Raw genomic sequence first — 25,368 nt, 5'->3', positions numbered from 1 at the left:
TATCCTCTCCTGCTTCTCGTGTTTTCCCTATACTCCCTAGCGCGATAACAATGAATAAATCATTTAATAACAAAACAATCAATCTATTTACATAATAATCGGAAGCCCGCTAACGGACTTCTCCACGCGGATCGGTGTCACCGATCAACACATCAATCCCTTCGATCACCGCCGCGCTGGCCGCCTCCATCTGCGCCAACGCCGACCTCATCGCCTCAAAATCTCCCGCCGCGAAGGCGGAGAGCGCTCGCTGACCCGAGCGATGTACCGCGGCATGGGGACGTTCTAATGCTCGGAAGGCGGGATGTTCACCGAATAGCTGTTGCCCCTCTCCGCCGTAGTACCATTTTCCCAAACGGCACGACTGATGATCATTCATCGTCGCTTGGCGATCTCGGTTAAAAAGATAATGGTAGACCTGATACTTCCAGATAATGTGATCCAGTTTGACCGTATTGAGGAACTGCTGAATGGCGATAGCGCGAATGATCTGCTGCATATAACCGGCACGCTCGATCACCTGCTCTAGTGACTGACGCGATTGCATCACCTCCCGCTGGATGTGATTGATCAACGCTTGAATGCTCGCCACGCTATCACAGACTTGGCCAGCGCGTTCGGCAATGGCGCGACTCAACCCAGCGATCTGGCTGGCATGCTGTTTCACCTCGCTCGCCAGATGCTTAATCTCTTTGACGATCACCGTAAAACCACGCCCCAATTCACCAACATGCGCCGCCTCAATCGCCGAGTTAATCGCTAATAAATTAGTTTGATTAGAGAGGCGATGAATATCCTCCACACTGTAATTAATCTCCGCCACCGTCTCTTGTAACGCCGCACTAATCTGGATTTCTTGCTGCGCGCGGGTGCCAATTTCCGCCACCAACTTCTCCAACGCATGCATACTGTCGTAGGCTTGATGGTTCTTGGCATTCAGCGCGTCAATAACCTGCTGCTCCTGTTGCAAGCGCTCGCTGGAACTTAATAAGGTATTACGGATCGTAGTAATACTGTCGAGCCCGGAGAGCATACAATGGCATAAGGTATGTTCGTAGTCGGCAGGTGAATCGGGTAATGACGGAGGGAGGGTAGACAGCGCGCATTCGGCAGCGCTGTCGCCGTGATCGGTAGAAGCTGGCGGCGCCGTTATTATATCTGAGGTCGCAAATAAATTTATTATTTTCTTATACATATCATTCCCTAACTGGATATTTATCAGCGATGGTTAATAAAATGATTATCCTTTGATTATGCTGTATAAATAATCATCAGCCAGCGCCACTGTCAATCAATCCAGGTGTGAAATGAAGTGCTGTTAATCGCATATTGAGTACATCACTTGGAATCTCCTGTATTAACAAAAATCAGGCCTCTCCTATCAGCAATTTCCTCGTAATCAATCGCACTATTTATCGTTTTATTTTTCACTTACTCCGGAGTGGCGCACAAATTGTGTACGCGCTTCTCCACACGGCCTTAAGCTGTGGCACCATACGACATACTCCTCATCACCCGAGCCATTCGCTGACCTCGCATCACGACGATTCTTTCTACATAAACGGCGGACATCCACATAATTGCACTGATGCAAATTCGTACAATCTAATTTCTTAAAATTATATGAAAGTTATTTTCATAGCCTAATAGACTAACTCCGCGCCCTTAATCCTCAGACTATGATAGGTCTCATGTGGATAAATTATCACCACCCGTCAACTCGTTAGTTAGAATAATCCTAGGAATGAGGCATATTATTTTTAACTAAAGCTAAACGCTCGATACACTTTATTTTTTATCATTGATTTTATTGAATAAAAATAATTTCAATTTTTAGATTTTGCTGGCTATCATTATCAGGCGTGTTCTTTTTTTGTGACATAGGTCACTTGCTAGCGCCTCTGTCACGCAAAGACTAATAATTCAGGAATCCATCATGAAAGCATTTACTAAACTGGCTCTGTTCGTCGGTCTGGTTTCCGGCGCCACCCTGGCTAACGCCGCTGGTCTCGATAACACGGGCTACTATGCCGGTGCCAAAATGGGTATCAGTGCCGAGCATCTGTTCAATCAGGACGACGTCGACGGTCATGGCATGAGCAACGATAACAAGGGCGTCGGTAACGCCGGCCTCGTTTTCGGTTATAACTTCGCCAACCAGTTTAACCTGCCGGTACGCGCCGAGTTGGATTACACCTTCCGTGCTCATGCGACCTCTAGCCACACCAACGATCAGGGTATGACCAACGACAGCCGTCTGGGCCTGCAGACCCTGATGGTGAACGGTTACTACGACATCAAGACCGGAACCGACTTCACGCCGTATATCGGCGCCGGCATCGGTTATGCGAACGTCAGCCTGAAAAATGATCTGGACGGCGACAACGTACAGAGCAACAGCAACAACTTCGCCTGGAGCGTCGGCACTGGGGTGATCTACAACGTGAATCCGCGTCTGGATCTAGACCTGGGCTACAAATACCTGGACGCAGGCAAAGCCACCGCGGGTAACTCCCAAGCTAAAGTGGCCACCCACGACTTCACCCTGGGTGTGAACTACTACTTCTAATCGACCGACCCACAGCCGCCTCATGCGGCGAACGGTGCCCGGTAACGAAAAACGGCTCCCTGAGGGAGCCGTTTTTTATGCCGCGAAGACGCCGCGTTCAGCCATCATCGTCCGCAGCCGAGCAAATACCGGCCCGACACGTAGACCATTATGCTCATACTCGCTGGTGATCCACGTCTGCAGATTACCGATTTGCGCCGCACTCTCCAGCGACAATGTCACATCGACATACATATCATGGTAATACACCGCCGCCATCACCGGCACCGTGTTATCACGCAGCCGCTCGACATCATACAACGCGGGCCAGGACTCACGCTCGGCCAGTAATGTCGCCGCCGCCCGGAAGGGACGCAGGGACTGCATCTGTTCGAACATCCAGGGATAGATCATCTCACCACTCAGCAGGGGAGCGCTAAGCTGTGGCGAGAAGGCTGGCAAGGTATCGCGTACCCGTTGCGCGGCCCAGCGGGTCGCGCCGCTGGTTGCATCGGCGTAGATGCTCTCATGCAACACGGCATACAACGGATTATCGGCGAAGCCGCTACGCTGCATCACCTGGTTAAGGAACGTATCACTCAGCTCCCCTTCAGCATTGAAGGCCTCGTCGAACAACCACAACAGACGCTCCTCGCCTTCGCTCATCCCCAGATCCAATCCCAAGGTCAACAGGCGCTCTACGCTGAGCAGATCACCATCGGGTAGGTAGACGGCCTGCTCACGCAGCAACGCAACGATACGGTCGAGTTGCGCGCGCGCCTGGGGATAACGGCTAAAGAAGTGTTGGTTACGCCGTGCCAGCTGACGATAGGTCGCCGCATAGAGACGCTCGGCGTTGGGAACCATCGCCGGCAGACCGCCGGTGATGTAACAGGCGTGTAGCCCCTGTGGCGCGAGAGAGAGATAACTCAGCGTAATGAAGCCACCATAGCTCTGACCTAGCGTCGTCCAAGGGCGGCCACCAAAACAGTGTAAACGCAGGTATTCCGCATCATGCACAATGGCGTCTGCCCGGAAATGGCTTAGATATTCCGCCGCCTGTGATGGGGTCATATCGCGTAATGTGCTGGCTTCGACTCGACTGCTGTTACCCGTGCCACGCTGATCCATTAGGATCACCCGGTAATCACGCAACGCCTCAGCCAACCAGCCGCTACGGCTGGTCGGACGCGGGCACTTGCCGCCCGGCCCACCTTGTAAAAATAACAGGCAAGGTAACGCCTCCGTTGCGTGCTCCAAGCCGCACAACTCACGGGCGAAGAGGGTGATACGCCGCCCATCATCGGGGTTACGCCAATTCAGCGGCACCTCGACACGGTATTCACGTACCGCCATACCCGGTAGCGTAAATGCTCGTTCAATCATCTTAAGACACTCCTTGGCTGGCGGGACGCCGCACAGTGCCGGCCCGCGCCTTAGCTTACAGTTCTGCGATGGGTAAACCGCCGTTGCGATAACGGCTCGCCTGATCGCTAGGGGTATTGCCGAAAAATCGTTTGTATTCACGGCTGAACTGCGACGGACTCTCATAACCGACACGATTCGCCGCCGTGCTGGCCTTCAAGCCATCATGCAGGATCATCATGCGCGCCTTATGTAGACGATAAGATTTAATGTACTGCAACGGTGAGGTCGCCGTCACCGCCTTAAAATTATGGTGAAATGACGAAATACTCATATTGACCGACTGAGCCAAACTATCGATGTTCAGGCTGCGGGCATAGTTTTGTTCGATCATCCGCAACGCCTTGGCGATCTGGCTAAAGTGGCTGTGGCGACTCGCCAAGGCGAATAAGGCATCGCCGCCCGCGCCGCATAGGGCGTGAAACAACATTTCACGCACGATCTGGGGGCCGAGCACGCGCGCCTGTAACGGTGTTTCCATCACCTCGACTAAGCGCTCGCAGGCGCACAGCATCGCCTCATCCAACGCCACCGAACGTACGCCATCGGCATGTGGGCGCCCGCTCGTGTGCAACCCGTCGCCGATGTCCATCAGCAAATCCTGCAACATTTGCATGTCAACCCGCAGCGCCAGACCGATCAACGGCTCCTGCGGCGTGGCGAACGTCTCGCATTCGCACGGTAACGGTAGCGTCATCAGCAGATAGTTACTGGGATCGTAGTGAAATACTCGCTCCCCTAAATAGCCGACTTTACGCCCCTGCAATATAATGATCAGGCTCGGCTGATACATGACCGGCGTACGCGGTTGATGTTCATTGACATAGATGAGGTTAACATGCTCGACCGGTGAAGACTTGACCCCCGGTTGCTGATGCAGGTGTTGTACCTGCGCGGCCAACTGTTTCCATCTATCGTCGATAACCATGTAACGCTCCCATCCGTTCTACTTAATTTGGCAATGATTTTGCCATTTTGATACGTTTTTCTACAGTGCTTTGCAGGAATAGGCAAACAACCAACAGAATTGGGCATTGAGCCGACTGCCCGAGGCGCTCACAATAACACTCAAATCACATCCCGGTGCTGATGCCGGACATATTCATGCTTTTTAGCAATACGAGTGAGGGTTGCATCATGGAAAACTTTGTTCTTCACACCCCGACGAAGATCCTGTTTGGTCAGGATCAGATTGCCAAGCTGCGCGACGAAATCCCGGAACAGGCACGCGTCCTGATTACCTACGGTGGGGGGAGTATCAAGCGTAACGGCGTGTTGGATCAGGTTCACGCCGCATTACATGGTCGCCAGGTCTTTGAGTTCGGTGGTATCGAACCAAACCCACACTACGAGACCCTGATGCAGGCGGTCGAGATGGTGCATAACGAGAAGATCGACTATCTGCTGGCTGTGGGCGGCGGTTCTGTCATCGACGGTACCAAGTTCATCGCCGCTGCCGCCGATTACGTCGGTGATCCGTGGCATATCATGGAAACCGTCGGTAGCGATGTCAGTCGCGCTATTCCGCTAGGCGTGGTGCTCACCCTGCCGGCGACCGGATCCGAGATGAATATGGGGGCGGTGATCACCCGTAGCGAGACCGGCGACAAACTGCACTTCATGTCGCCACATGTCATGCCACGCTTCGCCATCCTCGATCCGCAGGTGACTTATACGCTACCACCGCGCCAGATCGCCAACGGGGTGGTCGATGCCTTTGTCCACATCGTCGAGCAGTACCTGACCTATCCGGTGGATGCACGCGTGCAGGATCGCTTCGCCGAGGGGCTGCTGTTGACGTTGATCGAAGAGGGGCCGCGCGCGCTGCAAGATCCCGAGAATTATGCGGTACGTGCCAACATCATGTGGTGTGCCACCATGGCGCTCAACGGCCTGATCGGCGCTGGGGTGCCGCAAGACTGGTCGACACACATGCTCGGCCACGAACTGACCGCGATGCACGGGCTAGATCACGCCCAGACCCTGGCCATCGTATTGCCGAACGTATTACAACTGCAGCGTGAGAAGAAACATGCCAAGTTGTTGCAGTACGCCGAGCGTGTCTGGAACATCCGCAGCGGCAGCGACGAAGAACGCATCGATGCCGCCATCGCCGCCACCCGCGCGTTCTTCGAACAGATGGGAGTTAAGACCCGCCTGAGCGACTATGGCCTGGATGGCAGCAGCATCCCTGCCCTGCTCGATAAGCTACAGGCGCACCAGATGACTGCCCTGGGGGAACATGGCGACATCACGCTGGAGCAGAGCCGTCAGATCTACCTGGCGGCGCGCTAAGCGAGTACGCCAAACGCAACGGGCCGGCAATTGCCGGCCCGTTCTTTTTTTCTCTCGACCTCTCACGCCTCGTCGCCGATATACTCCATCGCGACGCGTGAGGTTAGCTTAGTGATCAGCTCATAGGCGCTGATACCGGTACAAGCCGCGACCTTCTCAACCGGCAATCCCGGCCCCCACATGATCACCTTATCACCCACGCGATCCTGGGCCTGCGGCCCCAGATCGACGGAGATCATGTCCATCGATACTCGCCCGACGATCGGCACCTCGCGTCCATTGATCAGCACAGGCGTTCCCGACGGCGCGCTACGCGGGTAACCGTCACCATAACCGATCGCGACCACGCCGAGACGCGTATCACACTCGGCCACCCAGGTACCACCATAACCAACCGGCTCGCCAGCCTTATGCTCGCGCACCGCGATCAGGCTAGACTGCAGGGTCATCGCCGGCTGGAGACCATAATGGTCGGCGGCTAAGGCCAGATCCGCCTGCGGTGAGACGCCGTACAGGATGATCCCTGGACGTACCATGTCGCGATGCGACTGTGGCCACAGCAGAATGCCACCGGAGGCGGCAATAGACTGGTCGCCCGGCTTACCTTGGACAAAGGCATCAAAGCAGGCCATCTGGGCCTCGGTTCGTCCACACTGTGGCTCATCGGCACGACTGAAGTGACTCATAAAGTTCACTGGCTGTGCCACGTTGGGACAGGCACACAACCGCTGGTAGAAGGCCTCCGCCTGTTCCGGGCGTACCCCAAGGCGATGCATACCCGTATCCAGCTTCATCCATACCTTAACCGGGCGCTCCAACTGGGCTTGTTCCAAGGCCTGCAACTGCTCTTCGCTGTGCACCGCGGTTTCAATGTTATTAGCCACCAGGACCGGTAGATCACTGGCGGAGAAAAAGCCCTCCAACAGCAGGATCGGTTTGACGATCCCACCGGAGCGCAGCATCAGGGCTTCACCGATACGCGCCACGCCATAGCAGTCGGCCTGATGCAGGGTATTGGCGGTCTCCAACAGACCGTGTCCATAGGCATTGGCCTTCACCACGGCGATAAGACGGCTGTGCGGCGCAAACGAGCGGATCTGCTGAAAGTTATGTCGCAGAGCGCGGCGATCAATGAGGGCGGTTGCCGCTTTCATGTTGCTTCCTTGATTCCATTAATGAGCTGAGTTGACTATCGGGTCGGGCATTCGGCGCCCGGCTCATGAAATTATTCCCCCGGGCGGCACGCGCGCCTACCTGGGGTGGATGCATCTGGCCGCCTAGGCGATCAGGCGATTAATCTTCATCGTTGTAGGCCGGGCCGGCGTAGTTATCGAAGCGCGACCATTGGCCATTAAAGGTCAGACGTACCGTGCCGATCGGGCCGTTACGCTGCTTTCCGAGGATGATCTCGGCGATCCCTTTGAGATCGCTGTTCTCGTGATAGACCTCATCACGGTAGATAAACATAATCAAGTCGGCATCCTGCTCGATAGAGCCCGATTCACGCAGGTCAGAGTTAACCGGGCGCTTATCGGCACGTTGCTCCAACGAACGGTTAAGCTGCGATAGCGCCACCACCGGGACCTGCAACTCTTTGGCCAATGCCTTGAGGGAGCGAGAAATCTCGGCGATCTCCAGGGTGCGGTTATCCGACAGCGACGGCACGCGCATCAGTTGCAGGTAGTCGATCATGATCAGGCTAAGACCATCATGCTCACGGAAAATACGACGCGCACGCGAACGCACCTCCGTCGGTGTCAGGCCGGAAGAGTCGTCAATATACATATTGCGCTTCTCCAACAGCAGCCCCATGGTACTGGAGATGCGAGCCCAATCTTCGTCGTCCAACTGACCGGTACGGATGCGTGTCTGATCGACTCGCGACAACGAGGCCAACATACGCATCATGATCTGCTCGCCGGGCATCTCCAGGCTGAAGATCAGCACCGGTTTCTCTTGGGTCATCGCCGCGTTTTCGCACAGGTTCATCGCGAAGGTGGTTTTCCCCATCGACGGACGTGCCGCCACGATGATCAGATCCGACTTTTGCAACCCAGCGGTCTTCTTATCCAGATCTTGGTAACCGGTGGAGACCCCGGTCACCCCATCATGCGGACGCTGATACAGTTGCTCGATGCGCGAGACGGTGTCTTCCAGGATGCGGTCGATGCTCTTCGGCCCCTCATCCTTGCTGGCGCGGTTCTCGGCGATCTGAAACACGCGCGACTCCGCCAGATCCAGCAGATCCTCGCTGCTGCGCCCCTGTGGATCGTAACCCGCATCGGCGATCTCGTTGGCAACGGCGATCATCTCGCGCACCACCGCCCGTTCACGCACGATGTCAGCATAGGCGTTAATGTTGGCAGCGCTGGGGGTGTTCTTCGCCAGCTCGGCCAGATAGGCGAAACCACCGACACTCTCCAGGTGGCCCTGCTGCTCCAGCGATTCGGAGAGGGTGATCAAATCGATCGGCCGCCCCAGCTCCAACAAGCGCTGCATCTCACCGAAGATCAGACGATGTGGACGGCTATAAAAGTCATTGCTCACCACGCGCTCGGCCACATGATCCCAGCGTTCGTTATCCAGCATTAGACCGCCCAGAACGGACTGTTCAGCCTCCAGAGAGTGCGGAGGTAGCTTGAGGCCCTCCATCTGGCGATCGCGGGGGGTCTCGCGGGATTTATTGCCGGGATTGTTACCTGCCATAGTGGGAATGCTTTACCTGTTGTGAGCCGTAGACGCGCGACAGTATAACCAATGCCAGCGCCGGACGCATGGAGTAAGTCGTAAGCAAGGACGAGAGAACGGATACCGCGGAGGAAGAGTCCGCACCGAATGGCGCGGACAGGTTAGCATGACGAAGCATACTCGGTGTCGCGCCGAGATCAGCGCAACACCTCCACACGATCGACATCGATGCTGACGCGCTCGGCGATATCCTTATCCACCGAGCCATACAGGCGTAGACGTGTCTGTGGCGTGGCATTCACGCCCCACCATACCTCCTGATCGATCTCGACCATCACATCGCCCTTAGCGTCCTGCAACAGATAATGCTGCCCACCGAGGCGGCTGACAATATGCCCCTCTAAAACGACCGGTTTATCATCCTGCATCCAACTATAACCATTAATCTCGGCGCTACTCACCGCCCCCATAACCGGACCACTAAATCCGCCTAGACTATAATTTTGCGTCATATTGTTGGTAAATGCGGCGCTAGCATTCATGCTAACCAGCAAGACGAATGCGCAGAGGCTAAACCTATACATAGCTATCATTGAAATCCTATTTTTAGATTAATAACAAGACAATGCGATTATCTCTGCTCCTTCTTAAAAAATTATTAAGTCGTAAGCTGAAAGTGGCGGAAATAATCCGATTTTAGTGTCATGAAAATAAGTACTACAGCCAACCATGACAGTTAGAAGAGTAAAATAATGGGGAGAATGACACGAGCCAATCATCTATAAAATGATCTACGGCCAATGGTACTTATTAGTACCCAGAGAAAATACTATTGAATAAACCTATTTTATAAATTAATTAATAAAGGCGAGGGTGAAGACTGAATATCCGTGTCATAACGAAAATCGGTGCGCCCCGGCCAACGCCCAGGCGCCCGTCATTAACGAGATTGTTGCGGTTTCTGCCAGGCGCGATACAGCCATACCGCCACCAGGATCAAGGCCAACCAGGGCAACACCTTGATCGCCAGCACGAATAGGCCTCCGAACAACCAAAACAGAATGGAGAACACCGCCAACACGACGATCACGCCCAGCAACGAGATGCCGGCCAGCAGCATCAACACAAAGAATCCCAGAAACATCATCACTTCAAACATCGCACGCTCTCCAGTTGGCGTCCTCAGATATCATGACTGGATAAATTCAAGAATCGTGCCAAGCTGGATATATTCATTAACTCATTGAGTTAACAAGTATCTACTCGACATGCGCGCGGCAGCGTGCCGCCGATCATGGTCAGACTCACCAATGATTAGGCAATTTGACTCGCCCTCATACGCCCCGTTCAGTCTGGGGCGCACATGGGATGGGGCGGGTTACTCCCCCCGCCGCTCGACGAAACGCAGCGCCTGTTCGACCACCGCGATATCCGCCCCCGGACGATGAGCGTTCTCACTCAGGTGACGGCGCCACTGGCGTGCCCCCGGGATCCCCTGGAACAACCCGAGAATATGGCGGGTAATGTGCCCCAGATACGTTCCCTGGGCGAGTTCACGCTCGATGTAGGGGTAGAGCGCGCGTACCACCGCGATGCTGTCGGGCACCGCCGCTGTCGCATCGAATAACTGGCGATCGACCTGCGCCAACATCCCGGGGTTATGATAGGCCTCACGTCCCACCATCACGCCGTCGACATGGCACAGATGCGCCTGCGCCTCCGCCAGACTCTTCACGCCGCCGTTGATGGCGATGGTCAACTGGGGAAAGTCCTGTTTGAGACGATACACCCGCGGATAATCCAGCGGCGGCACCTCACGATTCTCCTTGGGACTCAGCCCCGACAGCCATGCCTTGCGCGCATGGACGATAAAGGTGTCACACTCCCCCTGCCCGGCAATGGTGCCGATAAAGTCGCACAGAAACGCATAACTGTCCTGCTCGTCGATGCCGATACGGGTCTTGACCGTCACCGGGATCGATACCACGTCGCGCATCGCCTTGACGCAATCCGCCACCAGCTGCGCCTCGCCCATCAGGCAGGCGCCGAAACGACCATTCTGTACCCGATCCGATGGGCAGCCGACGTTAAGGTTGATCTCATCATAACCACGCGCCTCGGCCAACGCCGCGCAACGGGCCAGATCCGCCGGATTGCTACCGCCCAATTGCAGCGCCAGCGGATGCTCCTGCTCGCTATAGGCCAGATAGTCACCCTTACCGTGGATAATCGCGCCGGTGGTCACCATCTCGGTATACAGCAATGTCTGACGACTCAGTAAACGATGAAAGTAGCGGCAATGACGATCGGTCCAATCGAGCATCGGCGCGATGGAGAAACGCTGAGAAGGAAATTCACCCGAGCCCTGACGCTCACGGGATACGGTTGCTGGTTCAATCTGTTGTGCCTGAGTCATTACTCGCTGTCTTCCACTATCATGCAAAGCCTAATTGCCTACCGCCGCCTGACGGTGCCGGATTCCGCCCGGGGATCGCGCGGGCGGCGATTCTAGCATATCCGCACAGAAAAACCGCAGCCTGCACATACCCGACACGCTAACGCCTTGCCGCCAACACCTCAGCCCCCCGCGCTGCCAGCAAGCGGTGGCTCGCTCCACGCATCCACGCACGCTTCGCCATACGCCTCGCTCGGTAATAGAAAAATCTCCCGGATCAGATCGGTGCGATTAGGATCGAGCCCCAACTTTTTACTCAGGGCTCGCTTGCAGTAGACCACCGCCTGTTCATGCATCCCTAACAGACGAGCGGTAGTGGTGATGTTATTACGGTAATAGAGACTGATGAGTACCGAGGCTTCACGTAGCGTCACGCCCCGCTGATACAACGTCATAAAACCGAAAGCATTCAGACGTTCCCGTAGCGAGCCACGCCCTCCACGAGAGGCGGACACGCCACGCGAATACGGCAAAAAACACAGATCCAACGGGTGAAAACTACGACGCTGGGTATGACGATGAAAGGCATCGTAGCTAAAGGCGTAGGTCCCGGGGAAAAACTGACTGACCAGATGGGTTAAATAGCTTTCCCGTCGATTAATGATAATCACCGGTAGCATGCTGTGCCGACGGATATCATCCATGCCGTGCAATAAGCGTTCACGGCGCCAGTCCGTCATCAACAGCATGCCGGATGATTCGGCGCGATCCACGAATTCAGGCAACAGGGAAAGATCCGTTAGTTGAATAATCGTAGAGTGTGGCTGGTAAATTGCGCAGATTGCCTGGCGTAAAGGCCAACTCTCGATCGTCACGATAATATCCATATCCATTATTATCCTTTCCGTCGTCTGCGCATCGCGGGCGATCGTGCGGCGCTAGAGGTCCACCGCTAGACCTCTCTATCTATTTATCGCTCCGATCAATAATGTCAGTCCACCCCAGCCAACACTCAGCGGGCCCAGTCAAAAACCGACATTCATTTAGAACAGGAAAAATTACCCTGTCATCCAGTACGCGTCTGCCCATCCGGCGAAATAGCAACGATATTTAGGACAAGAAAACAACAAGGCTGACCCTCAACCGGCAACCCCTACAACCCCGGGGTGTAAGTTTATTGAGGTTCTTTATGCGAGGGGTGGACTTAAATACTAGCGGTGATATTCCAACCTCATCACGCGGCCGTGGCGTAGCAGATGTCACCTCGACAAAGGCGCCCATTACGAGACAGGTCCTAATTGTGGTAAAATCACGGTACGCTACTGGCAGGAAACCGCACTCATGACCACCCCAAATTTGCAGCGACTGTTAACCCAAGCCGAGCAGCTCTGTCGGCAGAGGAATGTCCGCCTCACGCCACAGCGGATGGAGGTACTACGCCTCATGGCCGCCCAGCAAGGCGCCATCAGCGCCTATGATCTGCTCGATCTGCTGCGTGTCTCCGAACCTCAAGCCAAGCCGCCGACTATTTATCGGGCGCTCGACTTCCTGCTGGAACAAGGCTTCATCCACAAGATCGAATCCACCAATAGCTACGTGATGTGCCACCACCTCGACGAACCGAGCCACATCTCGGCGTTACTCATCTGCCACCGCTGCGGTCAAGTGCATGAGCGTCCAGCCGATGCCCTGCAACAGCAACTGGCACTACTGGCACAACAGGCGGGATTTAGCGTGCAGCACAGTGTGATCGAGGCACATGGCCTCTGTCAGGCCTGTGCGCAACAGCCGGCAGAGACAGAGCCCGCGTCACACTAATCCCGCGTCTCCCGCCTCCTCCTACGTTGCCGAGGGGGAGGGAAACCAACGATCCTCGCGCCAACAGCGTCGCCAGATCAGCCACAGAGACAGGCCACGCAGCGTCAAAAAGACCGCCAGCGCCAACCATAAACCCTGATTACCCAGCCAGGGCACGCTCAACAATGTCAGGCCATAACCCAACGCGGCCAATGCCATGCTGTTACGCATATCCGCCCCACGCGTCGCACCGATGAATACCCCATCCAATAGGTAACACCACACCCCGAGTAACGGCAACACCATCTGCCAAGGAAGATAAGCGATCGCCAATGCGCGCACTTGGGGCAACGTCGTTAATAGCTCAATGATGTCACGGCCAAACAGGCCATAGGCGGCGGCAAATAGCAGGGCGACCATGCCGGCCTGACGGCAGGCGGCGCGCCATACCCGCTGCAATCCGGCGGCATCGCGCGCGCCATAAGCTCGACCAGAGTGTGCCTCAACCGCATAGGCGAAACCGTCGAGCGCGTAGGCGGTGAAGGTCAGCAGATTCATCAGCACCGCATTGACCGCGACCACGCTGGCCCCGAGACGCGCACCGATCACCGTCAGTGAGGCAAAGCAGATCTGCAATAGTAGCGAGCGCAGCATGATATCGCGGTTCAACGCCAGCAAACGGCGCAGATCGCCGCGCCAGGCGTGATGGAAATGTTCCCGCCGTAATCCACGCCGCCGCATGACATGCAGCAGCAACCCCACTCCCAATAACAGGGTGACGTAGTCGGCGATCAGGGTGGCCCACGCCGCACCGGCTACCTTCCAGCCCAGACCGACCACGAACCAGAGATCCAAAACGATGTTGACCAGGTTGCCCGTGACCAGCAGAAGGACCGGCGCCCGGGCATACTGCACCCCTAACAGCCAACCGAGGATCACCAGATTGGCCAAGGTCGCCGGGGCGCTCAGCCAACGAATGCTCATGAAGAGCTGCGCCTGAGCCTGAATTGCCGACTCGGCACCGACGATATGCAGAACCCATTCGATCAATGGGCCACGCAATACCACAATCGCGCCACCGGCCAGCAACGCCATGAGCAGGGGCTGAACCAAGGCTCGAGCCAGGGCCGGACGATCATCTGCGCCGTAGGCTTGAGCACATAGCCCGGTAGTACTCATACGCAAAAACAGCAATAACATGAACAGAAAGGTCGTCGCCATGCTGCCCACTGCTACCCCGCCCAGATAAACGGGTGAATCTAAATGGCCGATCACCGCCGTATCCACCACCCCCAGCAGGGGTACAGAGACATTGGATAGGATCATCGGCAACGCCAGGCGCCATAACGCCTTGTCCGCCTGCGGGAAACCTCGCATCCCTTCCCCTTATCAAGCTAGGCCGCGTTGACCGCGGCAAGCGCCATAAAAAAACCCCGCGCACTCGATGTCCGCGGGGTAGAGAAATGACGGTGTGAATCGGCCGAGTGGAGCCCAAACGGCCCAAGCCTGGGCGATTTAGATCCAGTCGCCGTTACGGATCACACCCACTGCCAGCCCCTCGATGGTGAAGTTCTGCTCGCGCAGATCGACGACGATGGGCTGAAAATCGCTATTTTCCGGCAACAATTGCACCACATTCCCCTGCTTTTTCAATCGTTTTACTGTGACTTCATCTTCAATGCGTGCCACAACAACCTGGCCGTTGCGTACATCCTGAGTCTTGTGCACCGCCAACAGATCGCCATCCAGGATGCCGATATCGCGCATCGACATGCCATTCACCCGCAACAGAAAATCGGCACTGGGTTTAAACAGCGAGGGGTCGACCTGGTAATACCCTTCGATATGTTGCTGCGCGAGCAAGGGTTCACCCGCGGCGACCTGACCGATCAAGGGCAAGCCAGACTCGTCCTCCATCAGCAGACGGATACCGCGTGAGGCGCCGGAGACAATCTCGATCACCCCCTTGCGCTGTAACGCTTTCAGGTGCTCCTCGGCAGCATTGGGCGAGCGGAAGCCGAGGCGCTGAGCGATCTCGGCACGCGTCGGCGGCATGCCGGTTTGCTCGATATGATCGCGAATCAGATCATAGACCTGCTGCTGCCTGGCCGTTAATGCTTTCATTCCGCCCCCTGTTCGTTTATACAGTTTTGCTGTGAGTATATACAGGTAGCGGATAATTTAAAACCGTGAAATACACAAAACCGCGGGCCCTGGGTGCGATCCCCGATAAGCCCCCAGCGCGCTATCAACGTCAATTTTTACTCTGTGCGCGGTAGATGCGCTGTGGGCGCCCCACCTTGCCGTAGACGATCTCTGCCACGATCTGTTGGCGTGCGGCGCAAAACTCTAGGTAACGGCGCGCCGTGGTACGGCTCAGCATCAAGCTCTGCGCCACGCTCTCTGCGGTATGGCGTGCCTGCTCATCGACGAATAACGCCTGCACCTTCTCCAGCGTCAAGGCATCGATGCCCACCGGCAGATCCTCTTTGCTGTCGCCGCGCGCATAGGCGTTATACATACTATCGATCTGACGTTGGCTGGCATTCTGGCGCCCACTGAGCATGGAGTGACGCTGCTGATAACGCTCCAACGTTTGTCCCAAACGTTCGTAGGCGATAGGCTTAATCAGATAGTCGAAGGCGCCGCTACGCACCGCCTCGGAAACGGTATTCATGTCGCTGGCAGCGGTTGTCAACACCACACCACCAGGGTAACGTTGTTGAGCCAACTCATGCAGGAGTTGTACCCCTACCCCATCGGGCAAATAGTTATCCAATAAGATTAAATCCGGGTGAAAGCTTTTAATCATCGCCCGAGCTTGCGCCAGATTACCGGCCAGCCACAGTTGACCACAGCCGGGGTGATTACGAATAAACTCCGCGTGCATCTCAGCCAGTGGAGTCTCATCCTCGACGATTAATATATTGATTTTATTCATGCTCACTCTTCACCTTCGGGATAAATACAGAAAATAGGGTGCCATAGGGCTGGTTATCCTCCAGCGTAATGGTGCCCCCGCAACGTCCCACATAGCGGGCAATCAGGTAAAGGCCGATACCATGTTCCCCCGGTTCCTCCACCTTGCTACTGACGCCCTGCTCAAAAATTTTATCTTTCAACACATCCGGCACGCCGCATCCTTGATCGGCGACCTCGATAATGACCTCCGCCCCCTCATCCGACAAGTACACCTCGACGCTCCCATTGCCCGCCGGGTTCTTCAGACTCGCATCGAAGGCGTTATCGAGCAGGTTGCCAAGCACCGCCGCGAATTCTGTACTATCTAAACCGCTGGGCAGGGCATGCAACTGGCTGCCTTCGACAATCGTCAAGGTCAGCCCCAACTCGCGCGCCCGATGCACTTTACCAAACAACAGACCGGCAACCACCTTATCGCTAAAGGCATCGCGCAGATGATCGATCAACTGCTGCTGCTCCTGCGAGGCTCCGCGCACCATCTCTAACGCACGATCGTACTCCTTCATCTGTAGCAACCCGCTGAGGGTCGACATCCAGTTAAGATGCTCATGACGCACGGTGCGCAGGCTATCGACATACTGCCGGATCTGCGTCAATTGCGCATTCAGCGTATTGATATCATCTTTACTACGGAAACTGATGATCGCCCCAAGCAGGGTATCACCATCGCCAGAACGGATAGTGGCCCGATTGGCGATCACGTTCAAACCATTAAAGGTCAGAATGGCATCGCGCCGATCTTCATCGATACGATCGGTAAAGAAATCTGCCGGTGAAACGACCTGACTAATCGGCTGCCCCAGCCACTGGCGTCCCGGGGCACTCAGCCCCAACATTTTGCGGGCATTGCGGTTTATTGCCGTGATCTGCCCCTCAGGATCGACGGCGATCAGCCCCTCGAATACCGCACCAAATAGCGCCTCCATCTGACGCACCACCTGCGCTATCTGACGTGGCTCCATGCCCATCATCTGCCGGCGAATATGGGCGGCGAACAGCCAAGATAGTAGCATCATCAACACCAGTACCCCGACAAAGACGCCCGCCATCGGCAGCAAGAAGTCGAGCCGCCAGCTGTCGATCTTACTCACCAGATAACCCAGGGAAATGACGCCAATCACCTTCCCCTGATGGTCGAAGATCGGCGTCTTGGCGCGCATCGCCATCCCCAGCGACCCTTTGCCTGAGATAAAGTAACTCTCTCCCCGTTCGAGGGCGCCCGGCTTATTAAACTGCATCTTATGGCCGATCTTGGCCGGATTCGGGTGGTACAAACGAATCGCGTTACGATCGCCGATGACCACATAATCGAAGTCGGTACCGGTCCCCAGGCGATCGGCAATCTGCGCTAATCGGTGAACATCACGATCCTTCACCCCATCGATAATGCTATCCATCGAGGCGATGATCTTGGCCTGGTTCATCGCCATGTCACGCACTTGCCTCGTCATGTAGTCTTCAAAACTCGCGGAGAGGTATTTACCCAAGGCAGCGAACAGACAGCAAGAAACCAATAGTAACAGGAGGAAAATACGCAATGGGAACGCCATACGGCGGAAAAAATTTACCGCATTACTCTTTGGCATTCTTACCATCGTCATCTCACCTTTTAAGACATTTCGATTACCTTTAACACCCTCAAATGTAACCGATTTGTTTCCAGACAAACTGTCCATAATGTTTTTCTACTTTGCAGATTATCGCTATTAAACTAATTACGCAAATAAAAACCAGCAAATAAAATTCTTTATTTAAAATTACGAAAATAAAAACTATTAAGGTAATTTAAAACTGCTTTCCGTTTGTGAATTAGGTCAAAAATTCTCGGTCAATTCCTAACTAGGATTAATTTAACCACAGCCAACGGTAATAAAAATAGGTGGAAAAGTTTTATTACCATTGATTGAAAATCAAAAGTTATTAAGTTGATAAAAGATACATTTATTTAACTTAGCCATGCTAACGCAGCGCAGGAATCCCTATGTTCAGCAATACTGTTTTCACCCAGGTTAAGCGCTCTGAGCAAAAAAGGATTGCCGATATCACTCAGTTTCTGCGTGAAAATGGACTTAATATAGATACTTCTGTAGAAATATTTATTTGCGCTATGCGTGATAACAAAATTATCGCCTGCGGTGGTATCGCTGGCGATATCATAAAATGCGTCGCCATCAGCGCATCGGCTCGCGGCGAGGGATTAGCCCTCACGCTGGCCACCGAGTTGGTCAACTTGGCTTATGATTTAGGTCGAAACAATCTTTTTATCTATACCAAAGAAGAAAATGAAGAGATGTTTCGCCAGTGCGGATTTGCCACCATTACCCGCGTTCCCGGGATTATGGTATTGATGGAGAACAGTAAAGTCCGCTTACAACGTTATGCCGAAAATTTAGCAACGCTACGCCACCCAGGGAAAAAAATCGGTGCCATCGTGATGAACGCCAATCCGTTCACCAACGGACACCGTTATCTTGTCCGACAGGCAGCCAGTCAGTGTGACTGGCTGCACCTCTTTTTAGTACGCGAAGATACCTCGCGTTTTTCTTATGAAGATCGTTTGGCGTTGGTGCGTGAAGGCGTGGGAGATATCACCAATCTCACACTGCACCCCGGCTCCGAATACATCATCTCTCGCGCCACCTTTCCCTGCTATTTCATCAAAGAGCAGGGCGTGGCCGACAACTGTTACACCGAAATCGATATCAAGATATTCCGGCAGTATCTGGCGCCGGCGTTGGGCATCACCCACCGTTTTGTCGGGACGGAACCCTTCTGTCCGGTTACCGCCAAATACAATCAGGATATGCGTTACTGGCTAGAGACACCGGCGTTGCCCTACCCGCCGATCCATCTGGTTGAAGTGGCTAGGCTGACCTATCACAACACCCCCATTTCTGCCTCCTGGGTACGCAAGCTGCTGGTACGCAAAGATCTTCCGGCAATCACCCCACTGGTACCCGAAGCGACCCGAGCCTATCTGGCACGCCTGATCGCCTCGATGCCGGCGGGTGTCGAGCGCCGACCCCAGGAATCCGTCTTAGTTACAGGTGACAAATGAAAATAAACCACGCAGCCGTCGCAGGCACCCTTGAGTCGAGCGACGTGATGGTGCGCATCGCGCCCATTGAAGACGACCAGGCCCTCGATCTGCAAATCAGTAGCAGTGTCGAAAAACAGTTTGGCGACGCCATCCGCGCCACCGTACTGGAGGTGCTCAACCAGCATCAGATCCGCGGCGTACAGCTGATCGTCGACGACAAAGGCGCCCTCGACTGTGTCCTACGCGCCCGTCTGGAAACCCTGTTGGCGCGTGCCGCCGACCTGGTCAGCCTGCCTTGGGAGGATCGCGCATGACACCGCAACAGAAAACTCGTACCCGCCGCAGCATGCTGTTTGTACCCGGCTCCAACGCCGCCATGCTGAGCAACGCCTTCATCTATAAGGCCGATGCCTTGATGTTCGACCTGGAAGACTCCGTGGTACTGCGCGAGAAAGATGCCGCACGCCGCCTGGTCTACCATGCGCTGCAACACCCACTGTACAACGACATCGAGACCATCGTGCGCGTCAACGCGTTGGACTCCGAGTTTGGCGTCGCCGATCTGGAAGCCGTGGTACGCGCCGGAGTCGATGTGGTGCGTCTGCCGAAAACCGACAGCGCCGAAGATGTCATCGCTATCGAAAATGAGATCGCACGCATCGAACGCGCCTGTGGACGTGAAGTGGGCAGCACTGGCCTGCTGGCCGCTATCGAATCCGCCCAAGGCATCACCCAGGCGGTGGCCATCGCCCACGCCTCACCACGCCTGATCGGTATCGCGCTCGGCGCCGAAGACTATGTACGCAACCTGCGTACCGAGCGTTCCCCGGAAGGGATCGAGCTGCTGTTCGCCCGTTGCAGCATCCTGCAAGCGGCTCGTTCGGCTGGCATCCAGGCCTTCGACACCGTCTACTCCGACGCCAATAACGATGAGGGTTTCCTGCGTGAAGCCTCTCACATCAAACAGTTGGGCTTTGACGGCAAGTCACTGATCAACCCGCGTCAGATCGAGTTGCTGCACAACCTGTACGCCCCGACCCAGAAAGAGGTCGATCACGCGCGTCTGGTGGTTGAAGCCGCCGAAGCCTCCGCTCGCGAAGGACGCGGCGTGGTTTCCCTGAACGGCAAGATGGTCGATAGCCCGGTTATCGAACGCGCGCGTCTGGTGCTTTCCCGCGCGGCCCTTTCCGGCATCCGTGAAGAATAAGGCGATAAAGATGACACAAGATACCCAACGAAACGCCCGCGTAACCGCCTTTAGCCAGCAGGATAGCGCGCTGCCGGCATTCAACGACGTCAGCAAGGCAGACTATCAACAACAGCGTCCGCGCGATCGCAAACTGTGCGGCGATCTGCAAGAAGCCATCCGCCGTAGCGGCCTGCGCGACGGTATGACTATCTCCTTCCACCACGCCTTCCGTGGCGGCGATCTGACCCTGAACCAGGTGATGGACGCCATCGCTGCCATGGGATTCAAAGATCTGACGCTGGCCTCCAGCTCCCTGAGCGATTGCCATGCGCCGTTGGTAGGCCACATTCGTAACGGCGTGGTACGCAAGATCTATACCTCCGGGCTGCGTGGCCCGCTGGCCGATGCCATCTCCCATGGTCTGCTCGACGAGCCGGTTCAGATCCACTCCCATGGTGGTCGCGTTCACCTGATCAATAGCGGTGAATTGAACATCGACGTCGCCTTCCTCGGAGTACCCGCCTGTGACGCCTTCGGTAACGCCAATGGCTACACCGGCAATGCCTGCTGCGGCTCGCTGGGCTATGCGCGCGCCGACGCTGAGGCCGCCAATAAAGTCGTCCTGTTGACCGAAGAAATCCTCGCTTATCCGCACAACCCGGCCAGCCTGACCCAGGATCAGGTCGATCTGATCGTCCAGGTCGAGCATGTCGGCGATGCCAGTAAGATCGGAGCCGACGCCACCCGCATGACCTCCAATCCGCGTGAGCTGCTAATCGCCCGCAGCGCAGCGGAAGTGATTGCTCACTCCGGTTACTTTAACGAAGGCTTCTCGTTGCAAACTGGCACCGGCGGTGCCTCACTGGCGGTCACGCGCTTCCTCGAAGACAAGATGCGCCGCGCCGACATCCGTGCCGACTTCGCCTTGGGTGGCATCACCTCCACCATCGTCGATCTGCACGAGAAGGGGTATATCCGTAAGCTGCTCGACGTACAGAGCTTTGACCGTGCCGCCGCTGGCTCTCTGGCGCGTAACCCGAACCACATCGAAATCAGCGCTAACCAGTACGCAAACTGGAGCTCCAAAGGCGCCGCCGTCGATCGTTTGGACGTAGTGGTGCTGAGTGCGCTGGAAGTGGACACTCACTTCAACGTCAACGTACTGACCGGATCCGACGGGGTACTACGTGGTGCCTCCGGTGGCCACTGCGATACCGCCATCGGCTCTGCGCTCTCCATCATCGTGGCGCCGCTGGTACGCGGGCGTATCCCGACTATCGTCGATAACGTGCTGACTTGCGTCACGCCGGGCTCCAGCATCGACATCCTGGTCACCGACCACGGTATCGCCGTCAACCCGGCACGTCCGGAGCTGGCACAGCGCCTCAGCGATGCCGGCATGCCACTGGTCAGCATCGAGTGGCTGCGTGATCGTGCCCTCTCTCTGACCGGTGAACCGAAGCCGATCGCCTTTACCGATAAGGCGGTCGCCGTGGTGCGTTATCGCGACGGCTCCGTCATCGACGTGGTTCGCCAGGTCAAGGAATAAGCGATGATGACCCTGCTCCCCGATTTGGCGACCAGCCATACCGTCACACTACCGGAACTGCTCCTCAGCCGTGAATGCAGGCAGTCTCGGCAGACGGCATGGCTGGCACGCCATACCTGTACGCTGATCTCCTTCACCGTGGTCGCCCCCGGCCCGGTCAAGGACAGCCCCCTGACCCGCAATCTCTTTAACGCCGGTATCGGGGCGCTGAATCAACTGGCACAGCGTCAGGCCTGGACCATCAGGGAGCAGCTCTCGCTGGACTTAGCCACCGGCCCGGAAGGGCTGATGGCCATCGCGGCGCCGGCCGACGTGGTCAAGCGGGCCACCATCGACTTAGAGCAGACCCATACCTTGGGTCGGCTATGGGATATCGATGTCCTGGCCCCCACCGGACAAATTCTGTCGCGTGGCGATTATCAGTTGCCCGCACGCCGCTGCCTGATTTGCCAGCGCCCCGCCGTGTTGTGCGCCCGCGAGCGCCGCCACAGCGTGGCTCAACTTATCGCTCACATGGAGGCATTGGTTCATGATGCCGCAGCTGACGCACGCTAATACCTCATCGGATACGCTCGAACGCCTCCGTGCCCACGCCAGTGAGCTGGGATGGCGCGCCATGCTGGCCGAAGTCAACCTGACGCCGAAGCCGGGCCTGGTCGATCGCCACAATAACGGCGCCCACTACGACATGGCGCACAGCGACTTCTTACGCAGTGCCGATGCCATCGCCCCCTGGCTATCTCGCTTCGTCGAATATGGCGCCGCCAGCGCCGCCCTGGAGGCCAGCGATGCACTCGCGGGATTACGGGCGCTTGGCCAAGCCTGTGAAGCAGACATGTTCCGCGCCACCGCCGGGGTCAACACCCATAAGGGCAGCATCTTTTCGCTCGGCTTGTTGTGCGCCGCCATCGGGCGTAGCCACCAACGCGGCCACGACCTTACACCCGAACGCCTATGCGACTATGCGGCGCAATTCTGTCGTGGTCTGGTAACGCGCGAATTGGCGGCATTGTCTGTCGATCAGGCCAGCACGGCAGGTCAGCGTCTCTTCGTCACCTTGGGGATCACTGGTGCCCGTGGTGAGGCCGAGGCGGGCTATCCCCTGGTTCGGCAATTGGCGCTTCCCCATTATCGGCAGCTACTGACCTGCGGGCGTGATCCGGAATTAGCCTTGCTCGATACCCTGCTGCTGCTGATGGCGCATAACCAGGACACCAATGTTGCCGCACGGGGGGGGATCGACGGACTGCGTTGGATACGGCAATACGCCACCACCCTGCTCGCGAGCGGGGGTATCTGCACGCCAGACGATCTACTGGCGCTGCACCGTTTTGATAAAGAGTGTATCGACCGCCATTTGAGCCCGGGCGGCAGTGCGGATCTCCTGATCCTGACCTGGTTTCTGGCTCATCTCTGTTACCCGATTTTGCAAGCTGAACATTAAAAAATATCATCCTTACCGGAGTCATCAGTTATGTCCAAAGAGAAAATAGGGAAACTACTCGCGCCCCTCGTGGTGATGGGGATTATGTTTATGATCCCAGTCCCCGATGGCATGCCGCCGCAGGCCTGGCATTACTTTGCCGTGTTTGTCGCCATGATCGTCGGGATGATCCTCGAACCCATCCCGGCGACCGCTATCAGTTTCATCGCCGTAACCATCGTCGTCATCGGTAATCAGTTCCTGCTGTTCAACCCTGCAGAATTGGCCGATCCCGCCTTCAACGCCAGTAAGCAGGCGCTGAAATGGGGGCTGGCAGGCTTCTCCAGCACCACCGTGTGGTTGGTGTTCGGGGCCTTCATTTTTGCCCTCGGGTATGAGGTCAGCGGCCTGGGGCGGCGCATCGCCCTTTTGCTGGTTAAATTCATGGGTAAGCGAACGCTTACTCTTGGTTATGCCATTGTTATCATTGATATCCTTCTGGCACCCTTTACACCGTCCAACACCGCGCGTACCGGTGGCACCGTCTTCCCGGTGATCAAAAACCTACCGCCGCTGTTCGACTCTCACCCCAACGATCCCTCCTCACGCCGCATCGGTAGCTACCTGATGTGGATGATGGTAATCAGTACCAGCATCAGCTCCTCCATGTTCGTTACCGGGGCGGCGCCGAACGTACTGGGTATCGAATTCGTGAACAAGATCGCCGGTATCCAGATCTCATGGACACAGTGGTTCCTCGGCTTCTTGCCCGTCGGCCTGCTACTGCTGGTGGTCGCGCCATGGCTCTCTTACGTACTGTACAAGCCGACCGTCACCCACAGTGAGCAGGTCGCCACCTGGGCCGGTGGTGCGCTGAAAGAGATGGGTGCCTTGACCCGTCGCGAAATCACGCTGATCTGCCTGGTCCTGTTGAGCCTGGCCTTGTGGGTCTTCGGCGGTAAATTCATCAACGCTACTGCGGTTGCGTTGCTCGCCGTCGCCCTGATGCTGGCATTGCATGTGGTGCCGTGGAAAGATGTCACCAAGTACAGCGGCGCCTGGAACACCCTGGTCAACCTGTCTACTTTGGTGGTCATGGCCAACGGCCTGACCCGCTCAGGCTTCATCGAATGGTTTGCCAAAACCATGGGTGCCCATCTGGCCAACTTCTCACCGACCGCAACGGTGATCGCCCTGGTGCTGGTGTTCTACTTCGCTCACTACCTGTTCGCCAGCTTGACCGCACACACCGCGACCATGCTGCCGGTGATCCTGGCCGTCGGCCAGAGCATCCCGGGTGTACCGATGGATCAACTGTGCCTGCTGCTGGTGCTCTCCATCGGCCTGATGGGTTGTCTGACCCCATACGCTACTGGCCCGGGGATCATCATCTACGGCTGTGGCTATGTGAAGTCTAAAGACTACTGGCGTCTAGGGGCCATCTTCGGGGTGATTTACATTACCGCGCTGCTGGCCATCGGTTGGCCGATCATGGCGCTGTGGTACTAAGGCGCAAGCCGACACGCACATACGCTGATTAATACGCTGACCCCCTGCTCACCGCAGGGGGTCATTTTTTATGCTGCACCCTGCGTTCAAGGCCAGTAATGGCTCCACAGGATGCTGACCCAGGCGAACAGCGCCAACCACAAGGCGATAAATACCGCCGCCGACCCCATGTCCTTGGCGCGTCCAGACAATTCGTGATGCTCGCTACCAATGCGATCAACAACCGCCTCAATGGCGCTATTGATAATCTCCAGAATCAGCACCAAGGTGACGCTGCCGATCAGCAGGAAACGTTCTACCACCGATACGTCGAGCCAAGCCGCCAGCAACACCGCCACGAATAGCAGTATGCTCTCCTGGCGGAAGGCCGCCTCATGGCGCCAGGCCGCCTGCAGTCCTTTCAGCGAGTAACCGGCCGCCTTGATGATACGAGTAAAACCTGTAGTACTATTCATAAAGGATCCATAACAGTAAGCGTTGTCGGGCATTTTAGCCGCTTCCCGTGATCCCGGCACCACAGATCTCAAG

24 protein-coding genes are annotated in these 25,368 nt (G+C 56.1%); 10 read left to right on the top strand and 14 right to left on the bottom strand.

The genetic code is table 11. The features are described from left to right. Positions 1–109: 109 nt before the first annotated feature. Positions 110–1,033, bottom strand: a complete 924-nt coding sequence (locus ACEQFP_RS10040) for a methyl-accepting chemotaxis protein (protein WP_035599031.1) — start codon at positions 1,031–1,033, stop codon at positions 110–112. A 903-nt stretch (positions 1,034–1,936) separates the two neighbouring features. Between ACEQFP_RS10040 and ACEQFP_RS10035 the strand changes: the two genes are divergently transcribed. Further along, positions 1,937–2,569 (top strand): outer membrane protein, encoded by a 633-nt coding sequence (locus ACEQFP_RS10035; protein ID WP_005280866.1) that lies wholly within the window; start codon positions 1,937–1,939, stop codon positions 2,567–2,569. A 75-nt stretch (positions 2,570–2,644) separates the two neighbouring features. On the opposite strand, the gene ACEQFP_RS10030 is transcribed toward ACEQFP_RS10035, so the two are convergent. Both ACEQFP_RS10030 and ACEQFP_RS10025 read right to left on the bottom strand, forming a co-directional pair. Then, a complete protein-coding gene (locus ACEQFP_RS10030; RefSeq protein ID WP_116605354.1) occupies positions 2,645–3,934 on the bottom strand; it encodes an alpha/beta fold hydrolase in 1,290 nt (429 codons plus the stop codon). Positions 3,935–3,989: 55 nt separating this feature from the next. Then, positions 3,990–4,901 carry an AraC family transcriptional regulator N-terminal domain-containing protein gene (locus tag ACEQFP_RS10025; protein ID WP_370558306.1) on the bottom strand — a complete coding sequence of 304 codons (912 nt, stop codon included), beginning with the start codon at positions 4,899–4,901 and terminating at the stop codon, positions 3,990–3,992. A gap of 209 nt (positions 4,902–5,110) precedes the next feature. Here ACEQFP_RS10025 and yqhD point away from each other — a divergent pair, with 209 nt between their 5' ends. After that, entirely contained in the window at positions 5,111–6,268 is a 1,158-nt protein-coding gene (gene yqhD, locus ACEQFP_RS10020; RefSeq protein ID WP_005297235.1) for an alcohol dehydrogenase, read from the top strand. A gap of 62 nt (positions 6,269–6,330) precedes the next feature. Here yqhD and alr read toward each other — a convergent pair whose 3' ends face one another. From alr to ACEQFP_RS09990, 6 genes are all read right to left on the bottom strand, one after another. Beyond that, a complete protein-coding gene (alr, locus tag ACEQFP_RS10015; RefSeq protein ID WP_005280855.1) occupies positions 6,331–7,422 on the bottom strand; it encodes an alanine racemase in 1,092 nt (363 codons plus the stop codon). 139 nt (positions 7,423–7,561) lie between these two features. Beyond that, a complete protein-coding gene (gene dnaB, locus ACEQFP_RS10010; RefSeq protein ID WP_005280852.1) occupies positions 7,562–8,974 on the bottom strand; it encodes a replicative DNA helicase in 1,413 nt (470 codons plus the stop codon). A 179-nt stretch (positions 8,975–9,153) separates the two neighbouring features. Further along, positions 9,154–9,540, bottom strand: coding sequence for a NirD/YgiW/YdeI family stress tolerance protein (locus tag ACEQFP_RS10005; protein ID WP_005297240.1), 387 nt, complete (start codon positions 9,538–9,540; stop codon positions 9,154–9,156). A 356-nt stretch (positions 9,541–9,896) separates the two neighbouring features. After that, complete coding sequence (gene pspG / locus ACEQFP_RS10000; RefSeq protein ID WP_005280846.1) at positions 9,897–10,115, bottom strand: envelope stress response protein PspG; 219 nt, start codon at positions 10,113–10,115, stop codon at positions 9,897–9,899. A 219-nt stretch (positions 10,116–10,334) separates the two neighbouring features. Next, entirely contained in the window at positions 10,335–11,372 is a 1,038-nt protein-coding gene (gene dusA, locus ACEQFP_RS09995; protein ID WP_068871961.1) for a tRNA dihydrouridine(20/20a) synthase DusA, read from the bottom strand. A 161-nt stretch (positions 11,373–11,533) separates the two neighbouring features. Then, the gene (locus ACEQFP_RS09990; RefSeq protein ID WP_370558308.1) at positions 11,534–12,244 is read right to left on the bottom strand and encodes a hypothetical protein; all 711 of its coding nucleotides are present in this window, start codon (positions 12,242–12,244) and stop codon (positions 11,534–11,536) included. Between the two features lie 448 nt (positions 12,245–12,692). Between ACEQFP_RS09990 and zur the strand changes: the two genes are divergently transcribed. Then, positions 12,693–13,169 (top strand): zinc uptake transcriptional repressor Zur, encoded by a 477-nt coding sequence (gene zur, locus ACEQFP_RS09985; protein WP_005280839.1) that lies wholly within the window; start codon positions 12,693–12,695, stop codon positions 13,167–13,169. A 21-nt stretch (positions 13,170–13,190) separates the two neighbouring features. On the opposite strand, the gene dinF is transcribed toward zur, so the two are convergent. The 4 genes from dinF to dpiB form a co-directional block, all read right to left on the bottom strand. Beyond that, complete coding sequence (gene dinF, locus ACEQFP_RS09980; RefSeq protein ID WP_005280837.1) at positions 13,191–14,525, bottom strand: MATE family efflux transporter DinF; 1,335 nt, start codon at positions 14,523–14,525, stop codon at positions 13,191–13,193. A gap of 138 nt (positions 14,526–14,663) precedes the next feature. Next, positions 14,664–15,272, bottom strand: a complete 609-nt coding sequence (gene lexA / locus ACEQFP_RS09975; RefSeq protein ID WP_024524673.1) for a transcriptional repressor LexA — start codon at positions 15,270–15,272, stop codon at positions 14,664–14,666. A 130-nt stretch (positions 15,273–15,402) separates the two neighbouring features. Continuing rightward, positions 15,403–16,089, bottom strand: a complete 687-nt coding sequence (gene dpiA, locus ACEQFP_RS09970) for a two-component response regulator DpiA (RefSeq protein ID WP_005280827.1) — start codon at positions 16,087–16,089, stop codon at positions 15,403–15,405. After that, complete coding sequence (gene dpiB, locus ACEQFP_RS09965) at positions 16,082–17,725, bottom strand: sensor histidine kinase DpiB (RefSeq protein ID WP_097364206.1); 1,644 nt, start codon at positions 17,723–17,725, stop codon at positions 16,082–16,084. Before dpiB ends, dpiA begins: the two co-directional genes overlap by 8 nt. A 386-nt stretch (positions 17,726–18,111) precedes the next feature. On the opposite strand from dpiB, the gene citC reads away from it, so the two are divergent. The 7 genes from citC to ACEQFP_RS09930 are packed head-to-tail and all read left to right on the top strand — an operon-like array spanning position 18,112 to position 24,840. Next, positions 18,112–19,188, top strand: a complete 1,077-nt coding sequence (gene citC / locus ACEQFP_RS09960) for a [citrate (pro-3S)-lyase] ligase (RefSeq protein ID WP_035597781.1) — start codon at positions 18,112–18,114, stop codon at positions 19,186–19,188. Further along, entirely contained in the window at positions 19,185–19,484 is a 300-nt protein-coding gene (citD, locus tag ACEQFP_RS09955) for a citrate lyase acyl carrier protein (RefSeq protein ID WP_005280818.1), read from the top strand. The genes citC and citD overlap by 4 nt, the downstream gene beginning before the upstream one ends. Continuing rightward, positions 19,481–20,377 carry a citrate (pro-3S)-lyase subunit beta gene (citE, locus tag ACEQFP_RS09950; RefSeq protein WP_005297255.1) on the top strand — a complete coding sequence of 299 codons (897 nt, stop codon included), beginning with the start codon at positions 19,481–19,483 and terminating at the stop codon, positions 20,375–20,377. The genes citD and citE overlap by 4 nt, the downstream gene beginning before the upstream one ends. Before the next feature lie 10 nt (positions 20,378–20,387). After that, the gene (citF, locus tag ACEQFP_RS09945; RefSeq protein WP_005297258.1) at positions 20,388–21,908 is read left to right on the top strand and encodes a citrate lyase subunit alpha; all 1,521 of its coding nucleotides are present in this window, start codon (positions 20,388–20,390) and stop codon (positions 21,906–21,908) included. Between the two features lie 3 nt (positions 21,909–21,911). Then, positions 21,912–22,463: a citrate lyase holo-[acyl-carrier protein] synthase gene (gene citX, locus ACEQFP_RS09940; RefSeq protein WP_068871950.1), complete on the top strand. Its 552-nt coding sequence runs from the start codon at positions 21,912–21,914 to the stop codon at positions 22,461–22,463. Then, positions 22,438–23,352, top strand: coding sequence for a triphosphoribosyl-dephospho-CoA synthase CitG (gene citG, locus ACEQFP_RS09935; protein ID WP_068871948.1), 915 nt, complete (start codon positions 22,438–22,440; stop codon positions 23,350–23,352). Before citX ends, citG begins: the two co-directional genes overlap by 26 nt. A 30-nt stretch (positions 23,353–23,382) precedes the next feature. Beyond that, on the top strand, positions 23,383–24,840 hold the full coding sequence (locus ACEQFP_RS09930) for an anion permease (protein ID WP_068871946.1): 1,458 nt from the start codon (positions 23,383–23,385) through the stop codon (positions 24,838–24,840). An 86-nt stretch (positions 24,841–24,926) separates the two neighbouring features. On the opposite strand, the gene ACEQFP_RS09925 is transcribed toward ACEQFP_RS09930, so the two are convergent. Then, positions 24,927–25,295 (bottom strand): diacylglycerol kinase, encoded by a 369-nt coding sequence (locus ACEQFP_RS09925; RefSeq protein ID WP_005280797.1) that lies wholly within the window; start codon positions 25,293–25,295, stop codon positions 24,927–24,929. Positions 25,296–25,368: the final 73 nt, after the last annotated feature.

Origin of the sequence: Edwardsiella sp. A.80236 (assembly GCF_044540725.1) — a bacterium.
In the GTDB taxonomy this organism is placed as follows: domain Bacteria; phylum Pseudomonadota; class Gammaproteobacteria; order Enterobacterales; family Enterobacteriaceae; genus Edwardsiella; species Edwardsiella tarda.
This window is presented reverse-complemented; position numbering and strand designations above follow the sequence as displayed.

Coding starts and splice junctions, on each gene's coding strand:
- lexA (WP_024524673.1), bottom strand. CDS start 15,272: ATGAAAGCATTAACGGCCAGGCAGCAGCAGGTCTATGATCTGATTCGC.
- ACEQFP_RS10035 (WP_005280866.1), top strand. CDS start 1,937: ATGAAAGCATTTACTAAACTGGCTCTGTTCGTCGGTCTGGTTTCCGGC.
- dpiA (WP_005280827.1), bottom strand. CDS start 16,089: ATGAATAAAATCAATATATTAATCGTCGAGGATGAGACTCCACTGGCT.
- alr (WP_005280855.1), bottom strand. CDS start 7,422: ATGAAAGCGGCAACCGCCCTCATTGATCGCCGCGCTCTGCGACATAAC.
- dnaB (WP_005280852.1), bottom strand. CDS start 8,974: ATGGCAGGTAACAATCCCGGCAATAAATCCCGCGAGACCCCCCGCGAT.
- citG (WP_068871948.1), top strand. CDS start 22,438: ATGATGCCGCAGCTGACGCACGCTAATACCTCATCGGATACGCTCGAA.
- dpiB (WP_097364206.1), bottom strand. CDS start 17,725: ATGGTAAGAATGCCAAAGAGTAATGCGGTAAATTTTTTCCGCCGTATG.
- dinF (WP_005280837.1), bottom strand. CDS start 14,525: ATGCGAGGTTTCCCGCAGGCGGACAAGGCGTTATGGCGCCTGGCGTTG.
- ACEQFP_RS10030 (WP_116605354.1), bottom strand. CDS start 3,934: ATGATTGAACGAGCATTTACGCTACCGGGTATGGCGGTACGTGAATAC.
- ACEQFP_RS09930 (WP_068871946.1), top strand. CDS start 23,383: ATGTCCAAAGAGAAAATAGGGAAACTACTCGCGCCCCTCGTGGTGATG.
- ACEQFP_RS10025 (WP_370558306.1), bottom strand. CDS start 4,901: ATGGTTATCGACGATAGATGGAAACAGTTGGCCGCGCAGGTACAACAC.
- citF (WP_005297258.1), top strand. CDS start 20,388: ATGACACAAGATACCCAACGAAACGCCCGCGTAACCGCCTTTAGCCAG.
- ACEQFP_RS10005 (WP_005297240.1), bottom strand. CDS start 9,540: ATGTATAGGTTTAGCCTCTGCGCATTCGTCTTGCTGGTTAGCATGAAT.
- citD (WP_005280818.1), top strand. CDS start 19,185: ATGAAAATAAACCACGCAGCCGTCGCAGGCACCCTTGAGTCGAGCGAC.
- zur (WP_005280839.1), top strand. CDS start 12,693: ATGACCACCCCAAATTTGCAGCGACTGTTAACCCAAGCCGAGCAGCTC.
- citE (WP_005297255.1), top strand. CDS start 19,481: ATGACACCGCAACAGAAAACTCGTACCCGCCGCAGCATGCTGTTTGTA.
- yqhD (WP_005297235.1), top strand. CDS start 5,111: ATGGAAAACTTTGTTCTTCACACCCCGACGAAGATCCTGTTTGGTCAG.
- ACEQFP_RS10040 (WP_035599031.1), bottom strand. CDS start 1,033: ATGCTCTCCGGGCTCGACAGTATTACTACGATCCGTAATACCTTATTA.
- citC (WP_035597781.1), top strand. CDS start 18,112: ATGTTCAGCAATACTGTTTTCACCCAGGTTAAGCGCTCTGAGCAAAAA.
- dusA (WP_068871961.1), bottom strand. CDS start 11,372: ATGACTCAGGCACAACAGATTGAACCAGCAACCGTATCCCGTGAGCGT.
- ACEQFP_RS09925 (WP_005280797.1), bottom strand. CDS start 25,295: ATGAATAGTACTACAGGTTTTACTCGTATCATCAAGGCGGCCGGTTAC.
- pspG (WP_005280846.1), bottom strand. CDS start 10,115: ATGTTTGAAGTGATGATGTTTCTGGGATTCTTTGTGTTGATGCTGCTG.
- ACEQFP_RS09990 (WP_370558308.1), bottom strand. CDS start 12,244: ATGGATATGGATATTATCGTGACGATCGAGAGTTGGCCTTTACGCCAG.
- citX (WP_068871950.1), top strand. CDS start 21,912: ATGATGACCCTGCTCCCCGATTTGGCGACCAGCCATACCGTCACACTA.